This window comes from Vitiosangium sp. GDMCC 1.1324, assembly GCF_003044305.1.
Taxonomy (GTDB): domain Bacteria; phylum Myxococcota; class Myxococcia; order Myxococcales; family Myxococcaceae; genus Archangium.
Map to the genome: position 1 here is coordinate 101,021 of NZ_PZOX01000015.1, position 18,913 is coordinate 119,933.

Below are 18,913 nucleotides of genomic sequence, written 5' to 3' on the forward strand. Positions count from 1 at the left end.
TGATGACAGCGCTTTCCGAAAGCACGTCCAGCCTGGTCTTTTTTCAACCGGGCTGGAGCGTGTCCTACTGATGGCTCGTGGGATGGTTGGTGGACAGAGGGAGCTGTCCCTTGAACAGCCGGTTGATGTCGCCCACCAGCCTCAAATAGAAGTCCGAGGACACAGCGACCCCATCCGCATCCAGGGTGAGGAAGTATTGATTGGTGGGAACCATCGAGCTGTTCTCCGCCCCCTTGGCGATGGCCGTCCCTTCATCGTACTCGTCGAACATGGCCACGTAGGTGGTGGTGCTGCCCAGGCTCTTGAGAGCATAGGCTTGCCGCCACATGAAGTCGCCGTGGAGCCTTGGAATCTGGTTGCGGGGCCCTCCGTTCAGGTTGGCCCAGGCGAAGCCCGGCCAGATGACGGGCTGATATGCGATTCCATACTGCTGCGTGTAGGCCAGATCCGGCTGCCACTGGTTCGTCTTGTAGCTGTCCGCACCATCGAGCCCCCCGAAGCGGCCGACGAACCACGGCGAGAGCATGTCCAGGGACCTGTAGACATTCTCGAAGCCCGCCCTCGAGTCATTCGTGCCCGTGCGCCAGTAGGTGGGGACACCGCCGATGACATAGATGCCCTGGCCCTTGAACCAGTTGATGAGATCCGCGGCCTCGGCGGCCGTGCCAGGCCGATCCGTGAAGCCGATTCCCCAGATGCAGACGACGATCTTTCCGTCCTGCCGGGCGTAGGCGGTGGAGGAGGTCAGGTGCATCGTGTTGACGATGTTGGCCGTCCAGTCATGCTTGACCGCGTTCACCCAGTTGCCAGGGTTCATCCCGGTGATGTCGTACATGACATAGAACTTCCTGCCGTAGGTCTCCGCCGCGTTCTTCACCTTCACCGCGACGCTGTCCCGGTTGGTCTTCCAGCCGTTCGGGGTGTCGCTCTCGTCGGCGCCGAACCGTTGTAGCGCGGCCCCGTCGATGTTGTAGGTCTGCATCCACTCGAAGTGCTTGTTGACCGTCTCCGGATCATAGGAGGAGAAGAGCCGGGCGGCCTGCCCATTGCCCAGGTTCGCCAGGTTGGTCTGATACAGTTTGGTGTACTCCCGGAGGTCCGGATAGAGCTCGAAGTTGACGTTGGAGTTGGCGGTCGGCGCGCTGCTGTTCTTCGACCAGTGCACCCAGCCGTTGTTCGGAGACCCATCCCCGGAGGCGTTGAACCAGCCCTGGTATCCCACGATGAGCTTGCCGACAACGTCTCCGCCGCTGGGCGCCGCCGCCGAGAACTTGAACCAGCTCAGGTTGAAGAGGCCTCCCGTCCCGCTTCCGGTGAACTTCAGAAACAGGGTATGCACGCCGCTCACGTTGCTGACGGTGCAGGACTTCGTGAGCCAGGTCTGCCAGCCGCCCGTTGAAGGGACCGGGCAGGTCCCCGCGAGCGCTCCCGTCAGACTGTCGAGCCGCACCTCGATGTTGCCTCCGGCTCCAGCGCTGGCCACCCGGACATCGAAGACCGTCGCGCCGCCGCCGAAGTCCAGGTTGTTGAAGGCGATGAAGTCGTCATTGTCGATGTAGGCGACATTCTGGCCTCCTTCGCTGCATGCCTCCAACTGCGTGCCCGTCTGGCTGTCATGACTCGACGCCGCCAGTTGGGTGAGTGCGGAGCGAGGAGTCGTGGAGCCGGGGCCATACACCTCGAACTCGGAGACCTGCCCTCCCGTGGCGCCCGAGTTGGCCGTGAAGTTCAGCTTCACGTACCGCGCGCTGGTCTCCGTGAAGCTCAGGGTGACGGTATTGGCGCTCGGGCTGAACGTGTACGTGGCGGGGGCGAGCACCTGTGTATAGGTGATGTCGTCGGTGCTCTTGAGGACGGACAAGGTCTGCGTCCTGGCTCCCCAGGTCGTCGGCAGCTTGAGGACCACTTGGTTGATGCTGTTCGCGCTGCCCAGATCGACCCGGAGCCAGTTGGGATAGGCGTTGGCGGCTCCCTCCCAATAGGTGGCTTGACTCCCGTCGATTGCGTTCGTCGCGACGTAGACCTGGGTGTAGCTGCCCGCCGTAATGCCCTGCGCGTTGAGCTTCAGCGGGTGCTGGCTCTCCCGCACGTCGAGGAACGGGTCAGCGCCGGGTGCCGGGGTCAGGCCGTCCTCGGGCGCGCAGGCGAGGGCTCCCAACAACAGGCCTCCCACTCCCATCCTCAGCAACAGCAACCCACGGCTTCCCATCGTCCTCTTGAAGTTCAAGGCCACTCGAGCCTCCTCGTGTCCCACGTCGCGCCATGGGCTCGGCTGAGCCCTCGGGGCTCAACCTGATAATCCAACGAGGGCTTATTTTCCATGACTTCCATGGAGTGATGTTCTGGCGGGTTTTTTCAACCATCACGGAGTCATTCGTGACGCGATGCGCCATGTGTCTTGCACTGGCATGCCACTGTCTGAGGGCGAACGTGGAGCTGGCAGCGAGGAGGAAGGAGTGGACATGACGGGAGAGGTTATGTCATAGGGGCCCACGGCAGAGGTAGGCGTCAGGGTGTTTGCACCGAGAGATGCATGGGAGACATCCGGTTCTGTTCTGTATGGAGCGCCAGTCGGCAACGATTGGTGTTGGATTGATGCTCAGCTGGCTGCGTCGCCTTTTCGTTGGACATTCAGGGGCGCCCGGACTCCCCGAGACCACGCTACCTGCTGAGTCTCCTCCTGCCTGGGCCACCACGCTTCTGGACACCGTCCAGAAGTCCTCCCGGGCCCAGGCTCGCATGGGTCTCCATGTCGAGGATCTGGAGCGCAAACTGGAAGGGGGGCTCGCGGAGCTGAGAGGGTCACTTTCTTCTCTGCGGGGTGCCACGTTGGGCAACTCCTCGGGGGGCGAACCCCGCTGGGATGAGCTCCTGGATGCCATGGATCTGCTCGAAGAAGCCTCTCGTGTCGCGGATGCGGGGCTGGCGTCGGGCCTCATGGGAGTGGTGGCCCGGCTCGAGCGGTTCCTGGCCCACTCCGGGCTCACGCGTCTGGCGCCCATCGGCCACGTTCCTGATGGGCGACTGTTCCGCATTGTCGGCACCCAGCCTCATCCCAGCTTCGCGGAGGGAGCCATTGCCCGGGTGGTCCGTGCCGCCGCTCTGCGGGGCGATCACCGCATTCGCGAGGGCGAGGTCATCATCGTGAGGAATACCCCTTGAGCCATGTCTTTGGGATTGATCTGGGCACGACCAACTCGGTCATCGCCCACCTGGTGGATGGGCGTCCGGTGGCCGTGCCGGTGGAGGGCAGCCGCATCGTCCCTTCGGTGGTGCTCTACGAGGACCATCGTGTCGTCGTGGGGCGCGAGGCGCGCAACCTCGAGATGCTGTGGCCCGAGCGGTGCGTCCGCTCGGTCAAGCGCAGGATGGGGACGGTCCACCGCTACTCCATCGCCGGGCGCGAACTGGCTCCCGAGGATGTCTCCGCCGATATCCTGTCCGCGCTCAAGCAGGGAGCCGAGAAGGTCACCGGCATCCCCGTGCGCGACGTGGTCATCACCGTGCCTGCCTACTTCGATGATGCTCAGCGCCGCGCAACCCTCGAGGCCGGCCAGCGCGCGGGGCTGCACGTGTTGCGGCTGCTCAATGAGCCCACCAGTGCCTCGCTCCTGTATGAGCGCGTCCTGCACCCCGAGGTCCTCCGTGTGGCCGAGCCGGAGATCCTCCTCGTCTATGACCTGGGGGGCGGCACCTTCGACGTGTCGGTGCTTGAGGTGTTCCAAGGAGTGCGCGAGGTGCGCTCCACCTCGGGCAACACCCATCTGGGTGGGGACGACTTCGACGACAAGCTCGTGCAGCTCTTCCTCGAGGATCTCAAGAAGCAGGGGGTGGATCCCCGCGAGGACGTGCGGGCCATGGCGCGCCTGCGCCAGCTGGCCGAGGAGACGAAGATCCGTCTGTCCGAGGACATCTCCGTGCAGGTGAAGGAGGAGTTCCTCACCCAGGTGCAAGGCAGGCCCATCCACCTCGAGCTGGAGGTGCGGCGGCGCGACTTCGAGGCGCTCATCGAGCCGCTGCTCGAGTCCACCGTGGCCCTGACGCGCCAGGCGCTGGCGGAGGCCCGGCTCGAGGGGCAATCCCTGTCCAAGATATGCTTGGTGGGAGGCTCGACGCGCATCCCCCGGGTTCGTCAGATGCTGGAGGAGGCCTTCGGCGTCGACATCCATGAAGAGGTGGATCCAGACCTGGCAGTAGGGCTGGGCGCGGCCATCCAGGCCGGCATGCTGTCCGGCGAGCCGGTGGGGCGCATCCTCGTGGATGTGGCGTCGCACAGCCTGGGCATGCGCGTGCTCGGAGAGGGAGATTGGGGGAGCAGCGTGCCGGATATGTTCGCCCCGGTCCTCCGCCGCAACACGGTGCTGCCGGCAGTGAAGGTGGAGGAGTTCTACACCCTGGTGTCCGAGCAGGAGCTCGTCCAGGTGGAGGTGTTGCAGGGAGAGTCGCGCCGGGCGTCGGAGAACACGCGGGTGGGGGCCTTCGAGTTCCCGCTCGAGCCCCGGCCCGCGAACTCACCGGTGCGGGTGGAGTTCGCCTACGACCTCAACGGGGTGGTGAAGGTCTCCGTCAGCCAGCCCGGCACGGCGAACGCCAAGACGGTGGCCCTGTCGGTGGCGGACGTAGGCAAGGCCACTCAAGCCCTGGCTCCGGGCCAGAGCGCGGTGGAGCGCAAGGGGCACGCCCTTCTCGAGCGGCTTTCCCCCGGGCCTCGCGCCGAGCTGGAGCGGCTGCTGGGTGAGTACGCGCGGGCCCAGGGCGCGATGCGCGAACGTGCGGAGGAGGCGCTGCTGGACTTCTTCCTCAATCTCGACCACGGGTCGGGACTGCCGGAGTCCTGAGCCATGGGGAGGCACGACCGCACCGAACGCCAGCACCGCCAGTGGCTGGAGGAGGCTCGAAAGTACCTGGAGCGGGGGAATCTGGAGGGCATGCTCTCCGCGCTGCTCCGGTTGCCTCCCTCGCAGAGGGAGGAACTGCTCCCCCGCAGCGCCGCTCTCTTCCGGCAGTCCGTCCAGGAGCAGCACCGCCGCGGCGCCTGGACGACGCTCGGCACTCTGGCCATGCGCGCGGACGCCGAACCCCGTCTGGTGGAGCAAGGCGCGGCTCCAGAGGAAGTCCGGGCCACGTACTGGCCGCTGGTATGGGCGGCGGGCCGTGCCCGCGATTGGGGCCTCGCGCGGCGTCTGTGGCAATCCCTCACCGAGCAGGTGCGAGCGCATGCACCTCTTCTGGGCACGGCGCTGGATGGCTGGTTCTCCGCGGAGGGGAGTCCTGCCCCCGAGGTCATCGCCCCGGCGCTCGAGCGCTTGCCCCCGGTGGATTCTCTCCTGGGAGTCGAGCCGCCGGGTCCGCGTGTTTCTCTGCCTCCGCCCCGCTCGCTGGCGGAGGTGGAAGGGGCGCTCCTCTCCCTGTGTGCGCTCGAGCACTTCCCCGTCTTCGCCAGCCGCGCCGAGGCATGGGCACGAGCGGCGCCCGCCGAGGTGGCTCGGGCGGTATGGGAGCTGGCGGGACAGCTGGCGGCGCGGGAGCTGTGGCTCCGGGCAGCGGCGGGCAAGGGGCGCGCCTCTCTCGTGGAGCCGGCCTCGCTGTTGGCGCGGGCGGTGCGTGAGGGAGGAGCCCCCGAGGTTCTGTCCGTCCCCACGTTGCAGGCGCTGCGGTGGGTGGCCGCAGGGCTTGCACAGACGGTCGTCTCACGCGCCGATGATGCCGAGCTCCTGTGCACCCTGGCCCAGGCCGCGGCGCTCCAACCGGCGGTCCAGCCCTGGGTGGTACAGGCGGTGTCTGGGATGCACTTCGAGGGGGCGGCCCTGCCGCGGGCGCTGGGCCTCTACCAGGACCTGCTGGCCCGGGCCGCGAACGCGCCCCTCTGGGCACGGGCCTTCCTGGCCTGGTGCGAGGAGAACCCCGAGGCACCGAATGCCCCCGGGTGGCTTCAGGGGGGCTTGAGCCAACTGGTCGCCACCAATGCCTCTGTCCTGCTGTCCTGGCTGGGTGGAGCAGCGCCCTCCGAGCGTACGGAGTTGGTCGAATGCGTGGCCTCTACCTGCGCGCCGGACCTGGTGGAGTCATGGGTGGAGGTCTGCTGGGAGGGCGCGGACGAGGAGCTCCGGAGCATGCTCAGCGAAGCCATCCTCATCCTGCTGGACCGCAGCCGGGCGAAGCAGGGAGGACGGCGGCTGGACAAGCTGCTGCGCGGCGCGCAGAGTCTGGAGGACGCAGCGCGGATGGTGATGGAGGTGGAGGGGGCGATGGATCAGGTCCACTCCGCGATGAAGCTGGCCGCGGACGGCCTGCGTATCTGGCGCCGGTTCGCTCCCAGGGTGTTGACCTATCGGGTGGAGTTTCTCGAGGAGGCGGTACGTCATGCCTCCTCGGACGCCGAGGCATGGGATGCCGCGGTGCGATACCTGGAGGTACACCCCGGGGACATGGGGCATCTCGAGGCTCTTCGTACGATGGCGGTGTTCGGGCGGGAGTCGCTCGCCAGGCGCATCCTGGCGCGCTGGCTGGAGCGCCTCTCGGCCCATGTGCTGGCGCTAGCCGATGCGGTGGTTGCCGCCGGGAGGATGGGCACCCCCTGCGAGTACTTCCACCCGGTGCTGGAGGCCTTCATGAAGGCCCTGGCGGAGCAGTCGCCAGCTCCCCACTCCGCGACGGTGGAGCAGGCGCGGGCGCTGGCGCACGAGCATGGATTCCGGCTGCGCAAGCGCAGGTCTCCGCGGAAGAAGAAGGCCGAGAGCACCCCGGCTCGCCGCGCGCCCCGCTCGAAGAAGAAGAAGGGCGCCGCGCCACCCAAGGAGCCCGAGAGCAACCCTCGGGAGACGCGCTCCCCGGAGGACGGGGAGGGGAGCCGCTGATATGACGCTCGAAGAGTCGTTCGCCATCTTGGGGTTGGAGCCCACATTCGACCCGGTCGCCGTCAAGAGCGCGTACTTCGCCGCGTTGGCGCGGCACCCACCTCACCAGGACCCGGAGGGGTTCCAACGGTTGCGCCGTGCCTATGAGGCGCTCAACCGGCCGGGCGCCCTGGCGGTGGCATACCTGTCCAGCCCCGTGGATGTGCAGCGGCTGGCCGCGGAAGCGCGCGAGCGTTTCGATGCACCGCTCGAGAAGGCCGCCGCAGTGGCGCTGGCCGCGCGAACGAGGGAGGAGACCGTGGCGCGGTGGGTGGAGCGGTGCTCCCGGATGAGCTGGGATGAGGTGCTCCGGGCTTTTGCCGGGTGATGCGGCCTGCATCCTTCCGCGTTGCGCGTCTGGCGGACAGTCAAGCTGGGAGGTGCCAACACGCCCACTTCCAGCAGCCCCGTGAACCAGCTTGGGCATCCCCTGGCCCTCTCGTAGACTCGCGCCCCCTACACGCACGACTCGAGGCCCATGGAGACCTACCTCTTCAAACCGGGACGCATCCCGTTGCTCGTCAGTATGCCTCACGTGGGGACCCAGCTCCCGGAGGGGCTGCACGAGCGGCTCACCGATGAGGCCCAGGGCCTCCCGGACACCGACTGGCACCTGCCGCTCCTCTACGACTTCCTCGAAGAGGTGGGTGCCAGCGTGCTGGTGGCCCGCTACTCGCGCTACACCATCGACCTCAACCGCCCGCCGGATGACACGCCGCTCTACACCACCGCGACGACCGGCCTCTTCCCCGAGACGCTCTTCGATGGGCGCCCGCTCTTCCGCTCCGGCCCGGCTCTCCAGCCCGCCGAGCGCAAGGCGCGCCTCGAGACGTACTGGCGCCCCTACCACGAGCGTCTCGAGCAGACGCTGGCCGGGTTCCACTCGCGGCATGGAATCGCGGTGCTGCTCGATGCACACTCCATCTGCTCGGTCGTCCCGCGGCTGTTCGAGGGGCGGTTGCCTGATCTCAACATCGGCACCGCGGACGGGCGGAGCCTCGCGCCGGAAGTCTCCGAGCGGCTGGTGGCCACGTGCGCCACGAGTGGCTACTCACACGTCCTCAACGGCCGCTTCAAGGGCGGCTACATCACCCGCAACTACGGGCGGCCCACCGCCGGCTACCATGCCGTGCAGCTCGAGATGGCCCAGTGCAACTACATGGACGAGGACGCGCCCTTCACCTTCCGCGAGGAGCGTGCGGCGGCCCTCCGGCCCGTGCTCCGGCGCTTCGTCGACGTCCTGGCCGACTTTGCCCGCTCCGGCGGCCGCTCCTGAGCGCGAGGAACTCCCATGAGTCGTGAGACGAGCCTGTTCTGCCACTCCGTGCTGCTGACGGACGGCTGGGCGGAGGATGTCCTGCTCCGGTTCGATGACCGGGGCGTCATCACTACGGTGGAGCGCGGGGCTCGGCCCGAGGGCGCGAGGGCCCGGGGGCCGGTGGTGCCGGGGCTGCCCAACCTGCACTCCCATGCATTCCAGCGCGCCATGGCCGGGCTCGCCGAGCGGGCCGGCCGCACCGACGATGACTTCTGGACGTGGCGAGACACGATGTACCGCTTCCTCGCCCGGTTCACCCCGGAGGGTCTGCAGGCGGTGGCCGCGCTCCTGTACCTGGAGATGTTGAAGGCCGGCTACACCTCCGTTGCCGAGTTCCACTACCTCCACCATGACCGGAACGGGACGCCATATGCCGACCGTGCGGAGAACTCGCACCGCATCGTGGCCGCCGCGAGCGAGACGGGCATCCGGCTGACGCACCTGCCCACGCTCTACGCCCACGGTGGTTTCGGTGGGCGCGCTCCCACCGAGGGACAGAAGCGCTTCCTGCAGACGGTGGAGGGGTTGCTCGGCGTCGTGGAGTCCGTGCGGCGGGCGACGGCGGCGGAGCCCGCGGTGCGCGTGGGCCTGGCGCTGCATTCGCTGCGCGCCGTGACGCCCGAGGAGTTGCATGCGGCCCTCGCCGGCATGAACTCGCTGGACGGGCAGGCGCCGCTCCACATCCACATCGCCGAGCAGGTGAAGGAGGTGGAGGACTGCCTGAGCTGGAGCGGTGAGCGCCCCGTGCAGTGGTTGTTGAATCACGTGCCGGTGGACTCCCGGTGGTGCCTGGTGCACGCCACGCACCTCACGCCCGAGGAGGTGACACGGCTGGCCGCCAGTGGCGCCGTGGCTGGCCTGTGCCCGACGACGGAGGCCAACCTGGGAGACGGCCTCTTCCCCGCGGTGGACTACCTGCGCCAGGGGGGCGTGTTTGGCATCGGCTCGGACAGCCACATCAGCGTCAGCGCGCCGGAGGAATTGCGCCTGCTGGAGTACGGCCAGCGGTTGGTGGCACGGCGCCGCAACGTGCTGCGTGTGGGCTCGGAGGAGTCGGTGGGGGCGGGCCTCTACCGCGCCGCCGTGGCCGGAGGTGCCCGGGCGTTGGGGCTTTCCGCTCCCGGGCTGGAGGTGGGGGCCCCGGCCGACCTCGTCGTCCTCGATGCGGAACACCCCAAGCTCTACGGGCGCACGCGAGATGCGCTCCTCGACTCCTACCTCTTCGCCAGTGGGAGCGATTGCGTCCGTGACGTCATGGTGGCCGCACGCTTCGTGGTGCGCGAGCGGCACCACCCCGCCGAGGACTCCCTTCTGGCACGTTACCGGCGCGAGCTCGACCGGCTGCTCGCCGAGGCCTGACCCGGCCGGGCTCGCCCTTCACGTCTCCGGGCTGAACTCGATGCCCAACGCCTCGTTCGCGAAGCGAGCCATGCGTTCGATCAACCGCTGGGTGTCATCCAAGACACTCCGGCCGGTCATGTTCGCCGCCGCCTCCAGCTTCTCGTTGCAGCGGAGATCCAGGCAGAGATTCACGCCCACCCGGCGCTTCGAATCGACATCCGTGGTGAGCAGCCCGACCTGGTCCGACGTACCAGGGGAGCGGCACCAGTCACACACCCGAGGCGTCAGGATCTTGTCACCCTGCTGATCGCGGCGGAATGCAATGCCCGTGGGCCGTTTGCTGCCCGGTGCGGTGAACACGAGGAAGACGCGAACCCCGTAGGGATCCACCCACGAGAGATAGTCGCGGACGAAGAGGGGGAAGCAGGTGCCCTTGGGCAACTCGACGTGCTTCCGATCCCGCGAGCGGAATGCGCTCAGGAACTCTTTCTCTGTCTCGATGCGGAACATAAGGGTCGACTCGAGTGCATAGCATGGCCCACCTCGGCGTCACGCCTCTGTTCACAATCTCGCGCTGTACTTCTCTCTGTCTCAGAGGGGGGCGTGGGCCTTACTTCCCATCTCTGTTGACGAATCGATGCTGGCGGCTCGCGCGCCATCATCTGGCTGGGCCGCTGCGCGATGGCTCCTGTAGCTTCACCCGCGAAAGGAGCATTCGACATTGGCCCCCTCCGATGATGACTCCGACCCCAAGCTTCCGTTTCCCAAGCTCAGCCGCCGCGCTTTCTTCACCGGCGCGGGTGCTTCCGCGCTGAGCGTCACCCTGGCCCAGTCCGTTGCGGATGCGGCGCCCGCCTCTCCGGCGGTCCTGGGCCCCGAGCCTTCCTCGCTGTCCCTCTCCATCAATGGCCGCACCGTGATCGTCCAGGCGGACCCCGCCACGACGTTGGCCGAGCTCCTGCGCAACCACCTGGGAATGACAGGGACGAAGATTGGCTGCGACCGCGGTGCCTGCTCGGCCTGCACGGTCTGGCTCGACGGCGAGGTCGCCGCGAGCTGCATGACGCTGGCCTTCGACGCTCGCGGCCGCAAGGTCACCACCATCGAGGGGCTCTCCCAGGGGGACGAACTCCACCCGGTTCAGCGCGCCTTCGTGGAGAACGATGCGATGCAGTGCGGGTTCTGTACTCCCGGAATGGTGATGAGCTGCGCCGCGCTGGTCGAGCGCAATCCGAAGTGCACGCTCGATGACGTGAAGCAGGCGGTCAGTGGTCATCTGTGCCGGTGCGGCACCTATCCCAACGTCTTCAAGGCGACCCTGGCCGCGGCCAAGGGAGGCGGAAAGGCAAAGGGGAACAGCTGATGCAAGAGGTCAAGGACACCACCAGGCCCCAGGGCTCGAGCAAACCCGCAGAAGCACAGCCTCCCAACCCAGGGCCCTCCAGAGAGCAGGCCCTCCCGTATGGGATTGTCGGCGAGGGACTGAAGGAGGTCACCCGGCGGGTGCCCCTGGACGAGCCGCCACCCCTGCCCGAGAACGCGAAGCTCAAGTCCATTGGCAAGCCTGTCTCTCGCCTGGACGGAACCGAGAAGGTCACCGGCAGGGCCCGCTACACCTTCGATGTCCAGCTTGCCGGAATGCTCTGGGGCCAGCGGGTTCTCTCTCCGCTGCCCCATGCGCGCATCAAGTCCATCGACACCTCGGAGGCCGAGCGCTACCCGGGGGTCCGTGCCGTTCACATCCTGGAGCGCGTACTCTCCATCGCGCAGCTGCGCGACACCAACGCGGAGAAGGGCAATCGCTATCCCACCGTCCGCTACGCGGGCCAGCCCATCGCGGCGGTGGCGGCCATCAGCCCCCGCGCCGCCGAGGCCGCGGCGAAGCTGATCAAGGTGGAGTACGAGCCTCTGCCCCACGTCACCGATATCGAGGAGGCGATGAAGGAGGACGCGCCTCGCGTCTTTCCCGGTCCCACCGAACAGCCGGCGACCGCGGGAGGCGGAGGTGCGCCGCCGGGCCTTCCCCAGAAAGGCAACGTGCGCGGTCCCGACACGAAACCTCTGGGCAGTGGCGGCCCGCGCGGGGACGTCGCCAAGGGGCTTCGCGAGTCCGATGTGATCATCGAAGCGGAGTACCGCACCCAGGTGCAGACCCATGTGCCCCTGGAGCCGCACGGGCTCGTCGCCGATTGGAGGGAGGAGGGACTCACCCTCTATGCCTCCACCCAGTGGGTCGGAAGCGTCCGGGACGAAGCGGCCGAGCTCTTCGATTTGCCAAAGAGCAAGGTCCGGGTGATCAGCGACTTCACCGGGGGCGGCTTCGGTGCGAAGTACGGGATTGGCAACTACGGGTTGCTCGCCATCCACCTCTCGCGCAAGGCCCGGGCGCCGGTCCGGATGATCCTGGATCGCCGGGAAGAGCATGTGTCGGGCGGCAATCGTCCCAACAGCATTCAACGGCTCAAACTGGGCGCGAAGCGCGACGGCACCCTCGTGGCGCTCCAGCTCCAGGCCCACGGCAGTGGAGGTGTGGCTGGCGGCGCGGGAGTCGGCTTCTGCCACTCCTCGCTCTACGCCTGTCCGAATGTGCTGGTGGAGCAATACGACGTCTTCACCAACACCGGGCCCTGCGCCGCCTTCCGGGCGCCCGGCCAGGTCCAGGGCATCTTCGGTCTGGAACAAGCCATCGACGAGCTGGCGGAGAAGCTTGGAACGGATCCCCTCGCGCTCCGGGGGAAGATCGACATCTCGGGGACGGATGATTCCCTGGCCCGCGCCCACGAACGCAAGGTGGGAGCCGAACGGATTGGCTGGAGCAAGCGGAAGCCCGCGGGCGCCGACAAGGGTCCCATCAAGCGGGGGATGGGGTTTGCTCAGTCCCAGTGGGTCTACCTGATCCATCCCAACACCGCGTGTGAGGTCCGGGTGTCGGGTGATGGCTCCGTCGAGGCCTTCAGCGCGACACAGGACATCGGAACGGGGACGCGGACCGTCCTGGCGCAGGTGGTGGCGGAGGAGCTCGGCCTGCGCCCCGAGGAGATTGGCACCCATGTTGGGGACACCCGCTATCCGGCGGGGCCAGCCTCTGGCGGGAGCCGGGTCACCAGTACCTTGACTCCCGCCGCACGCAACGCGGCCTATCGCTGTGCCCGTGAGCTGGCCTCCCGGCTTGCCCCCCTGTTCAAGGCGAACGCGGACGAGATCGTCTTCGCCGATGGCAAGGTGATGGTGAAAGGCAAGGCCTCGTCGGCGATGACGTTCCGCGAGGCGATCAAGAAGGCAGGGATCGCGGAGATCTCCCACAGGGCCGAGCGCCGTGACGACTACGAAGGGTTCGTGCTGAAGCTCCCTCAGATCGGTCTCAGCCGGCATGGAATTGGAGGCGTGCAGTTCGCCGAGGTCGAGGTCGACACCGAGACGGGCATCGTCAAGGTGGAGCGGGTGGTCGCGGTGCATGACTGCGGGCGCCCCATCAACCCCAAGCTCATCGAGAGCCAGATCTACGGAGGTGTGACTCAAGGCGTGAGCTATGCCCTCTACGAGGAGCGGCACGTGGATGCCGCGAGCGGGCACCAGCTCAATGCCAACGTGGATCAGTACAAGATCGTCGGCTCGCGCGAGGTGCCAAGAATCGAGGTCATCGTGCTCGAGCAACTGGGGGCACAGTCCTCGACGGATGCGCGCGGAGTCGCCGAGCCCGCCAACGTGGCGACGGCGGCGGCGGTGGCCAATGCCTTCTACAACGCGACGGGCAAGCGGATTCGAACGCTCCCGATGACTCCCGCCAACGTGCTCGCGGCGCTGCGAGCCTGAGACGAATCGGAGGATTCATGCAGAGCTTCGAGTGGGTGGACGCTGAATCCGTGGAGCAGGCCGTCTCGCTGCTGGGAGAAGGCAACGAGCGCCAGCCTGTCGTCGCGAAGGCCGGCGGAATGGACCTGCTGGACCTGATGAAGAATGGCGTGGTGGCACCCCACCGGGTGGTCAACCTCAAGACCATCAAGGGCTTGGATGGGGTGCGCTTCGACGCGAAACAGGGCCTGGAGCTCGGCGCCCTGGTGACGCTCGCCCGGCTGTCGAGGGAGTCCGAGGTGCGCCGCCGCTACGTGGCGCTCGCGGATGCGGCGGAGCACGCCGCGACCCCGCAGGTGCGCAATGCCGCCACCATCGGAGGCAACCTGCTTCAGCGGCCCCGCAACTGGTACTTCCGCAACGAGTACTTCCATCAAGCCAGTGGCGACATCTCCGAGCGGGCGCGCGCGGGGGAGAACCAGTACGACGCCATCTTCGACAACCAGCGCACGGTGTTGGTGCACGCCTCCACGCCCGCCACGGCCCTGGTGGCCTATGGGGCCTCGGTGGAGTTGACCGGCCCCGGGGGCAAGACGCGGATGGTGCCCGTGTCCGACTTCCTGCTGCCACCGGACATGAAGCGGTCCACCGACACGGTCATCGCGCCGAATGAGCTGCTGACGCGCGTGCGCCTCCCCGCGCTGGGAGCGGGAACGAAGGCGGCGTACCACAAGCAGGGTGAGCGGGAGAGCTACGACTGGCCCATCTGTGACGTCGCGGTGGTGCTGCAGATGGATGGCAAGGTCATCCGTCAGGCGGCGATTGTCATGGGCTGGGTCGCGCCCACTCCCCGGCGAGTGGCGGAAGCGGAGAAGCTCCTGGTGGGGAAGACGCTCGATGAGGGGCTCGCACGGCAGGCGGCGAAGGCCGCCGTGGAGGGGGCGACCCCGTTGTCGAAGAACGCCTACAAGGTCCCGGTCCTCGAAGCGGTGGTCCGAAGGACTGTGCTTGCCGCGGCAGCGGCTTGAGGACGCGCATGGACTCGAGCACCGAGCAGAAACCTCCGTGTGTCTGCCGGCGGGTGCGTTCGAAGGGAACGCCGGGCGTCCGGTACGACGCGGCCGTGGACTGGGACGTGGGCTTCGTTTCGACGGCGACGTTCTGGTGCGTCGCGACGGGTGACAGTGTCGGGCCCGATGATGACCTGGTGCACCCGCACGTCTGTGTCGAGGGCCGCGTCTGTTTCCGCGCCCCCTCCGATGAGCCGGCGGAGGGGTCACGGATCCTGGAGTGAGTCAGCGCTCAGGCCGAGGGAGGAACCACGAGCAGACACGTCGGGGCAGGAACCTCCAGGGGTTGGCCGGCGGACGTCAGCTTCCCTGTCTGTGCGTTCCTCTGGAAGGAGACGAGGGTGTTGCCCTTCTGGTTGGCCACCAGCAGGAACGTGCCCGTCGGATCGATGGCGAAGTTGCGTGGCCAGTTGATGAGCGTGGTCACGTGCTCCACGTACGAGAGTGTCCCCGCTGAATCAATGGCATACACGACGATGCTGTCGTGGCCGCGGTTGGAGCCATACAGGAAACGGCCGTCGGGGCTGACGTGGATGTCCGCACAGGCATTGGGGCCGGTATAGCCCTCGGGCAGGGTGGATATTGTCTGCAGCTCCGTCAGAGCGCCTTGCTCCACGTCGTAGGAGAAGGCCGTGATGGTGGAGTTCAGCTCGTTGATGACGAAGACAAGGCGTCCATCGGGGTGGAAGGCCAGATGGCGCGGTCCCGCTCCCGGTTTGCTGGAAACCGAGGAATGCAAGCCAGGGGTGAGCGTTCCCTTCTGAGCATCGAACCGGTAGATCATGACCTTGTCCGTCCCCAGGTCGGACGCGAAGGCATACCGGTTGGCGGCATCCAGGCGGATCTGATGGGCGTGCGGGCCTTCCTGCCGCTCGGTGTTGGGTCCCGAGCCCTCGTGCTGTTGCAACGCGACGGCTGCGCCCACTCCTCCGCCCTCTCGAATCGGAAGGACGGCGACGTTTCCGCCGACGTAATTGGCAACCAGGACGAAGGTTCCCGTGTCATCCACCTCCAGGTAGCAGGGCGCACCGCCCTGGGAGGGTTGCTGGTTGATGAAGGCCAACTCGCGGCTCTGGGAATCGATGGTGAAGGCACTCACGGCACCACTGGGCTTGCCCTCGAACTCCGTCAATTCATTGACCGCGTAGAGATAGCGTCCCTTCGGGTCCAGGGCCAGGTAGGACGGCTCGGCCACGCCTCGGGTGACTCCCACCCGCTCGAGGGTGCCCGTCGCCATGTCCAACCGGCAGAGATAGATGCCCTCGCTGCCGCCCGAGGTGTAGGTGCCCACGTATACCCAGAGCTCCTTGGGGGCGGGTGGGGTGTTCTTCGGCGGCTCATCCTGGGTGCAAGCCAGGGCCAGGCCCATCGTCCCCAGCGCCGAGAGGTGGATGAAATCGCGGCGCGTCAGCTTCTTCTCGTTCATGCCCAGGGGTCTCCTCACTCGAGGGATTTCCAAGAGGGAGGTCCCGATTTTTTCGGGTTTTTGGATTGAATCTTCGCACGAAAGACAAGCGAGCGTGTGAAGGAGGGATGTGATGTCACCGGGGGAGTGGAATCTAGAACGAGGTTAAACCCGAAAAAATGAGTGAGTCTCTCAATAAGATCTTGTCGTGCTCATGCTCGACGCAGGCGGGGATGACGTTCACCGGTTGTCTCGGGTGACGCCCCCACTCTCAGTCTCAAAGGGGAATCAGGATATGTGGCGACAGGGTCTGTGTGACATTTCGAAGCGATTCTTGTACTCGGCCATGCTGTTCTCTTCGGTGGCGATGGTACTTGCGTCGCAAGAAGCGGCAGCGGCGTGTCGAGGCGCTTGGACCGAAGGATCGGCCTATAACGTGGGTGACGGTGTGACCTACAACGGTGGCAGCTACACGGCCCTCGTTTCCCATACGGCCTGCGTCGGCTGCGGCTGGAACCCTGTCGCGGCTCCGTCGCTGTGGAAGACGGGGGGGGACTGCGGTAGCGGCGGTGGTGGTGGCGGCGGCGGTGGTGGTGGCGGCGGCACCGGGCTGCGCGCCATCCTCAGCGAGGCCACGTTCAACTCGATGTTCCCGGGCCGCAACGGCTTCTACACCTACGCGGCCCTGGTGGCGGCGGCGGATACCTTCCCCGGGTTCGCCACCACGGGTGACACCGACACGCGCAAGCGCGAGGTGGCGGCCTTCCTCGCCAACATCTCCCACGAGACCGGCGGCCTCGTGTACACCGAGGAGATCAACAAGGCGCCCTACTGTGACACCTCGTGGGGCCCCCCGGGCTGCAGCTGCGCGTCGGGTAAGTGGTACTACGGTCGTGGTCCCATGCAGTTGTCCTGGAACGGCAACTACTGCGCCGCTGGCAATGCACTCGGTGTGGACCTCAAGAACAACCCCGACCTGGTCGCCACCGACGCCACCATCTCCTGGCGCACCGGCTTCTGGTTCTGGATGACGCAGACGGGCGCGGGCTCCATGACGGCGCACAACGCCATGGTCAACGGCGCCGGCTTCGGCCAGACCATCCAGACCATCAACGGCAGCCTCGAGTGCGGCGGCCGCAACCCCGCCCAGGTGCAGAGCCGCGTGAACAACTACCTGAACTTCACGAGCAAGCTCGGCGTGAGCCCTGGCGGTAACACCGGCTGCTGAGCCTCCCGGTTCAGCACCCCGTGGCCCAAGGTGGCCCCTGGCGTGTGTGTGGCGCCAGGGGCCATTGCTTTAGCAGTTGCCGAGCAGCTCCCAGGGCCCCCACTCGGCGGCGCCTGGAATCTCATTCTGGGTCCACCACTTCGCGCGCCACAGCTTGCCGTTGTAGGTGGCCTTGTCGCCGTTCACGTAGATCTGCGTGGAGCTCCATGCGGGCACTCCGGCGCAGGAGCCGCCGCTGCCCGTGACGGAGATGGAGATGGCCGCCGAGGTGGTGCTCGCGCCGCTGTTGTCCGTGGCCCGGACGGTCAGCGCGTAGGTGCCCGCCGCCACGTTGCTCCAGGCGAGGCTGTACGGGGCGGAGGTGTCCTCGCCCAGCTTCGTGGTGCCGGCGAAGAACTCCACCCGGGCAATGCTGCCATCCGTATCCGAGGCGTTCGCGGTGAGGGTGATGGTGCTCCCGGCGCTGAAGGAGGCCCCGTTCGTGGGCGAGGTGAGGCTCGCGGACGGCGCCTGGTTGCCGCCGCTTCCACCGATTGCCTGGGAGATGGCGAGCAGCAGCGAGGTCGTGTTCGCGGTGTCCTGGGAGATCTCCCAGATCATGATGCCGCCGCCCTGCTGCACCGCCAGCCGGGTCTTCGCCTGGATGGTGGCGATGCCGTTGTAATAGATGTCGCTGACCTGGTCCTTGTAGGGGGCCTGCGCGTCCATCGCGACGAGCTGCGCATAGGTGTAGGCCCCCGACTGCGAGCGGCCGTAGAAGGGGACGCCCAGCACCGCCTTGTCCTTGGGCAGCCCGCGGCCAATCCAGTAGTTCAGCGATTGGACGGCCAGGTCATACGTCGAGTGGGGGTAGCCCCAGTCGTAGGCCATGATGTTGAGGTAATCCACGTCGCTGAAGGCCGAGCTGGGAATGCCATCCGTGTTCAGGGCCACGACGGCCGCGGTGAGCAGCTTGCCGCGGGCATGGAGCGCCGTCCCGAGCTCGCGCATCAGCGCTCCGAAGTTCTGGGCCGAGGTCCCGGGCTCCGGCCACTCCCAATCGATGTCCACACCGTCCAGCCCGGCCTGATCCACGAACGCCACCACGTTGTTGATGAAGGTGGTGCGAGTGCTCGCGTTGGCGGCCATCTGCTCGAAGGGGGCGTCGTTGCCATCCATCCAGCCGCCCACCGCGATGAGCACCTTGACGCCCCGGCCGTGCGCGGTCTGGACGAGCGAGCGCAGCCGCGTGTCTCCACTGCTCAGCCCCGTCAGCCCTCCCTGGGCGGTGGGCAGGACGAAGGCGTAATTGATGTGGGTGAGCTTGTCGTACTGGATGGCGTTGACGTCGCCCTGCCATGTGGGGAAGTAGCCGACGACCTTCGTGGCGCTCGCGCGCCCTTCCGTGGTGTCCGTGAGGTCCTCGAAGGCCGCCGGAGCGTCGGAGGCGCTGGAACAGGCCGCCAGGGTGGTGAGGAATACGGCCCCGAACGCCAGGCGTCTGAGTGCGGATGTGGTGCGCAAGAAAGCTCCCTCCTGAGTTGAGTGGCACGTAAAGAGGGAGTGCCCGTTCATTTCGGGTCAAAGGGCTCGCACGAATTCCGTGCGCATCCGCGCCCGTGAGTCTTCATCACCCAGCGGCGGTGGGCGCCTTGTTCTCAGCCTGGAGTTTCAGCAACCGCTTGAGCGTGAAGATGCGGTTCAGCGTGTAGGGCAGGACGAAGAGCAGGAAGGCCGTGGTCAGGTTGAAACCGAAGCTCATCAGCAAGAGAAAGCCCAGGACGGCGGCCTCGAAGACGAAGCCCAGCCAGACCGTCCGCATCATCCCCCGAGGTGGTGCTGGAAGGGAAGGGGGCCGCCTCTGCGGGTTGATCTCGATTCAGG

16 protein-coding genes are annotated in these 18,913 nt (G+C 67.0%); 11 read left to right on the forward strand and 5 right to left on the reverse strand.

Annotated features, from left to right (window positions below):
* Window positions 1-64: 64 nt before the first annotated feature.
* Window positions 65-2,233 carry a carbohydrate-binding protein gene (locus tag DAT35_RS35700; RefSeq protein ID WP_108073732.1) on the reverse strand — a complete coding sequence of 723 codons (2,169 nt, stop codon included), beginning with the start codon at window positions 2,231-2,233 and terminating at the stop codon, window positions 65-67.
* Window positions 2,234-2,739: 506 nt separating this feature from the next.
* Between DAT35_RS35700 and grpE the strand changes: the two genes are divergently transcribed.
* The 6 genes from grpE to DAT35_RS35730 all read left to right on the forward strand — a co-directional run bounded on the left by grpE (window position 2,740) and on the right by DAT35_RS35730 (window position 9,573).
* Window positions 2,740-3,162: a nucleotide exchange factor GrpE gene (gene grpE, locus DAT35_RS35705; protein ID WP_158502048.1), complete on the forward strand. Its 423-nt coding sequence runs from the start codon at window positions 2,740-2,742 to the stop codon at window positions 3,160-3,162.
* Window positions 3,159-4,838, forward strand: coding sequence for an Hsp70 family protein (locus DAT35_RS35710; RefSeq protein ID WP_108073734.1), 1,680 nt, complete (start codon window positions 3,159-3,161; stop codon window positions 4,836-4,838). The genes grpE and DAT35_RS35710 overlap by 4 nt, the downstream gene beginning before the upstream one ends.
* A 3-nt stretch (window positions 4,839-4,841) precedes the next feature.
* Window positions 4,842-6,857 carry a DUF6109 family natural product biosynthesis protein gene (locus DAT35_RS35715; protein WP_108073735.1) on the forward strand — a complete coding sequence of 672 codons (2,016 nt, stop codon included), beginning with the start codon at window positions 4,842-4,844 and terminating at the stop codon, window positions 6,855-6,857.
* 1 nt (window position 6,858) lies between these two features.
* Window positions 6,859-7,224, forward strand: a complete 366-nt coding sequence (locus tag DAT35_RS35720; protein ID WP_108073736.1) for a J domain-containing protein — start codon at window positions 6,859-6,861, stop codon at window positions 7,222-7,224.
* Window positions 7,225-7,374: 150 nt separating this feature from the next.
* Window positions 7,375-8,172 carry an N-formylglutamate deformylase gene (gene hutG, locus DAT35_RS35725; RefSeq protein WP_108073737.1) on the forward strand — a complete coding sequence of 266 codons (798 nt, stop codon included), beginning with the start codon at window positions 7,375-7,377 and terminating at the stop codon, window positions 8,170-8,172.
* A 15-nt stretch (window positions 8,173-8,187) separates the two neighbouring features.
* Window positions 8,188-9,573: a formimidoylglutamate deiminase gene (locus DAT35_RS35730; protein WP_108073738.1), complete on the forward strand. Its 1,386-nt coding sequence runs from the start codon at window positions 8,188-8,190 to the stop codon at window positions 9,571-9,573.
* Window positions 9,574-9,591: 18 nt separating this feature from the next.
* On the opposite strand, the gene DAT35_RS35735 is transcribed toward DAT35_RS35730, so the two are convergent.
* Entirely contained in the window at window positions 9,592-10,065 is a 474-nt protein-coding gene (locus DAT35_RS35735) for an FBP domain-containing protein (RefSeq protein ID WP_108073739.1), read from the reverse strand.
* A 211-nt stretch (window positions 10,066-10,276) separates the two neighbouring features.
* Between DAT35_RS35735 and DAT35_RS35740 the strand changes: the two genes are divergently transcribed.
* The 4 genes from DAT35_RS35740 to DAT35_RS35755 are packed head-to-tail and all read left to right on the forward strand — an operon-like array spanning window position 10,277 to window position 14,641.
* The gene (locus DAT35_RS35740) at window positions 10,277-10,918 is read left to right on the forward strand and encodes a (2Fe-2S)-binding protein (protein ID WP_108073740.1); all 642 of its coding nucleotides are present in this window, start codon (window positions 10,277-10,279) and stop codon (window positions 10,916-10,918) included.
* Complete coding sequence (locus DAT35_RS35745) at window positions 10,918-13,368, forward strand: xanthine dehydrogenase family protein molybdopterin-binding subunit (protein ID WP_108073741.1); 2,451 nt, start codon at window positions 10,918-10,920, stop codon at window positions 13,366-13,368. The genes DAT35_RS35740 and DAT35_RS35745 overlap by 1 nt, the downstream gene beginning before the upstream one ends.
* A gap of 17 nt (window positions 13,369-13,385) precedes the next feature.
* A complete protein-coding gene (locus DAT35_RS35750; RefSeq protein WP_108073742.1) occupies window positions 13,386-14,375 on the forward strand; it encodes a xanthine dehydrogenase family protein subunit M in 990 nt (329 codons plus the stop codon).
* Between the two features lie 8 nt (window positions 14,376-14,383).
* The gene (locus tag DAT35_RS35755) at window positions 14,384-14,641 is read left to right on the forward strand and encodes a hypothetical protein (RefSeq protein ID WP_108073743.1); all 258 of its coding nucleotides are present in this window, start codon (window positions 14,384-14,386) and stop codon (window positions 14,639-14,641) included.
* 8 nt (window positions 14,642-14,649) lie between these two features.
* On the opposite strand, the gene DAT35_RS35760 is transcribed toward DAT35_RS35755, so the two are convergent.
* A complete protein-coding gene (locus tag DAT35_RS35760; RefSeq protein ID WP_108073744.1) occupies window positions 14,650-15,843 on the reverse strand; it encodes a lactonase family protein in 1,194 nt (397 codons plus the stop codon).
* A 274-nt stretch (window positions 15,844-16,117) separates the two neighbouring features.
* On the opposite strand from DAT35_RS35760, the gene DAT35_RS35765 reads away from it, so the two are divergent.
* Window positions 16,118-17,050, forward strand: a complete 933-nt coding sequence (locus DAT35_RS35765; RefSeq protein ID WP_108073745.1) for a glycoside hydrolase family 19 protein — start codon at window positions 16,118-16,120, stop codon at window positions 17,048-17,050.
* A 69-nt stretch (window positions 17,051-17,119) separates the two neighbouring features.
* Here the strand turns inward: DAT35_RS35765 and DAT35_RS35770 are convergent, their stop codons facing one another.
* Together DAT35_RS35770 and DAT35_RS35775 are read right to left on the reverse strand one after the other, a co-directional pair.
* Window positions 17,120-18,553 (reverse strand): glycosyl hydrolase family 18 protein, encoded by a 1,434-nt coding sequence (locus tag DAT35_RS35770; RefSeq protein ID WP_233261922.1) that lies wholly within the window; start codon window positions 18,551-18,553, stop codon window positions 17,120-17,122.
* Window positions 18,554-18,659: 106 nt separating this feature from the next.
* A complete protein-coding gene (locus DAT35_RS35775) occupies window positions 18,660-18,854 on the reverse strand; it encodes a hypothetical protein (protein ID WP_108073747.1) in 195 nt (64 codons plus the stop codon).
* Window positions 18,855-18,913 lie beyond the last annotated feature (59 nt).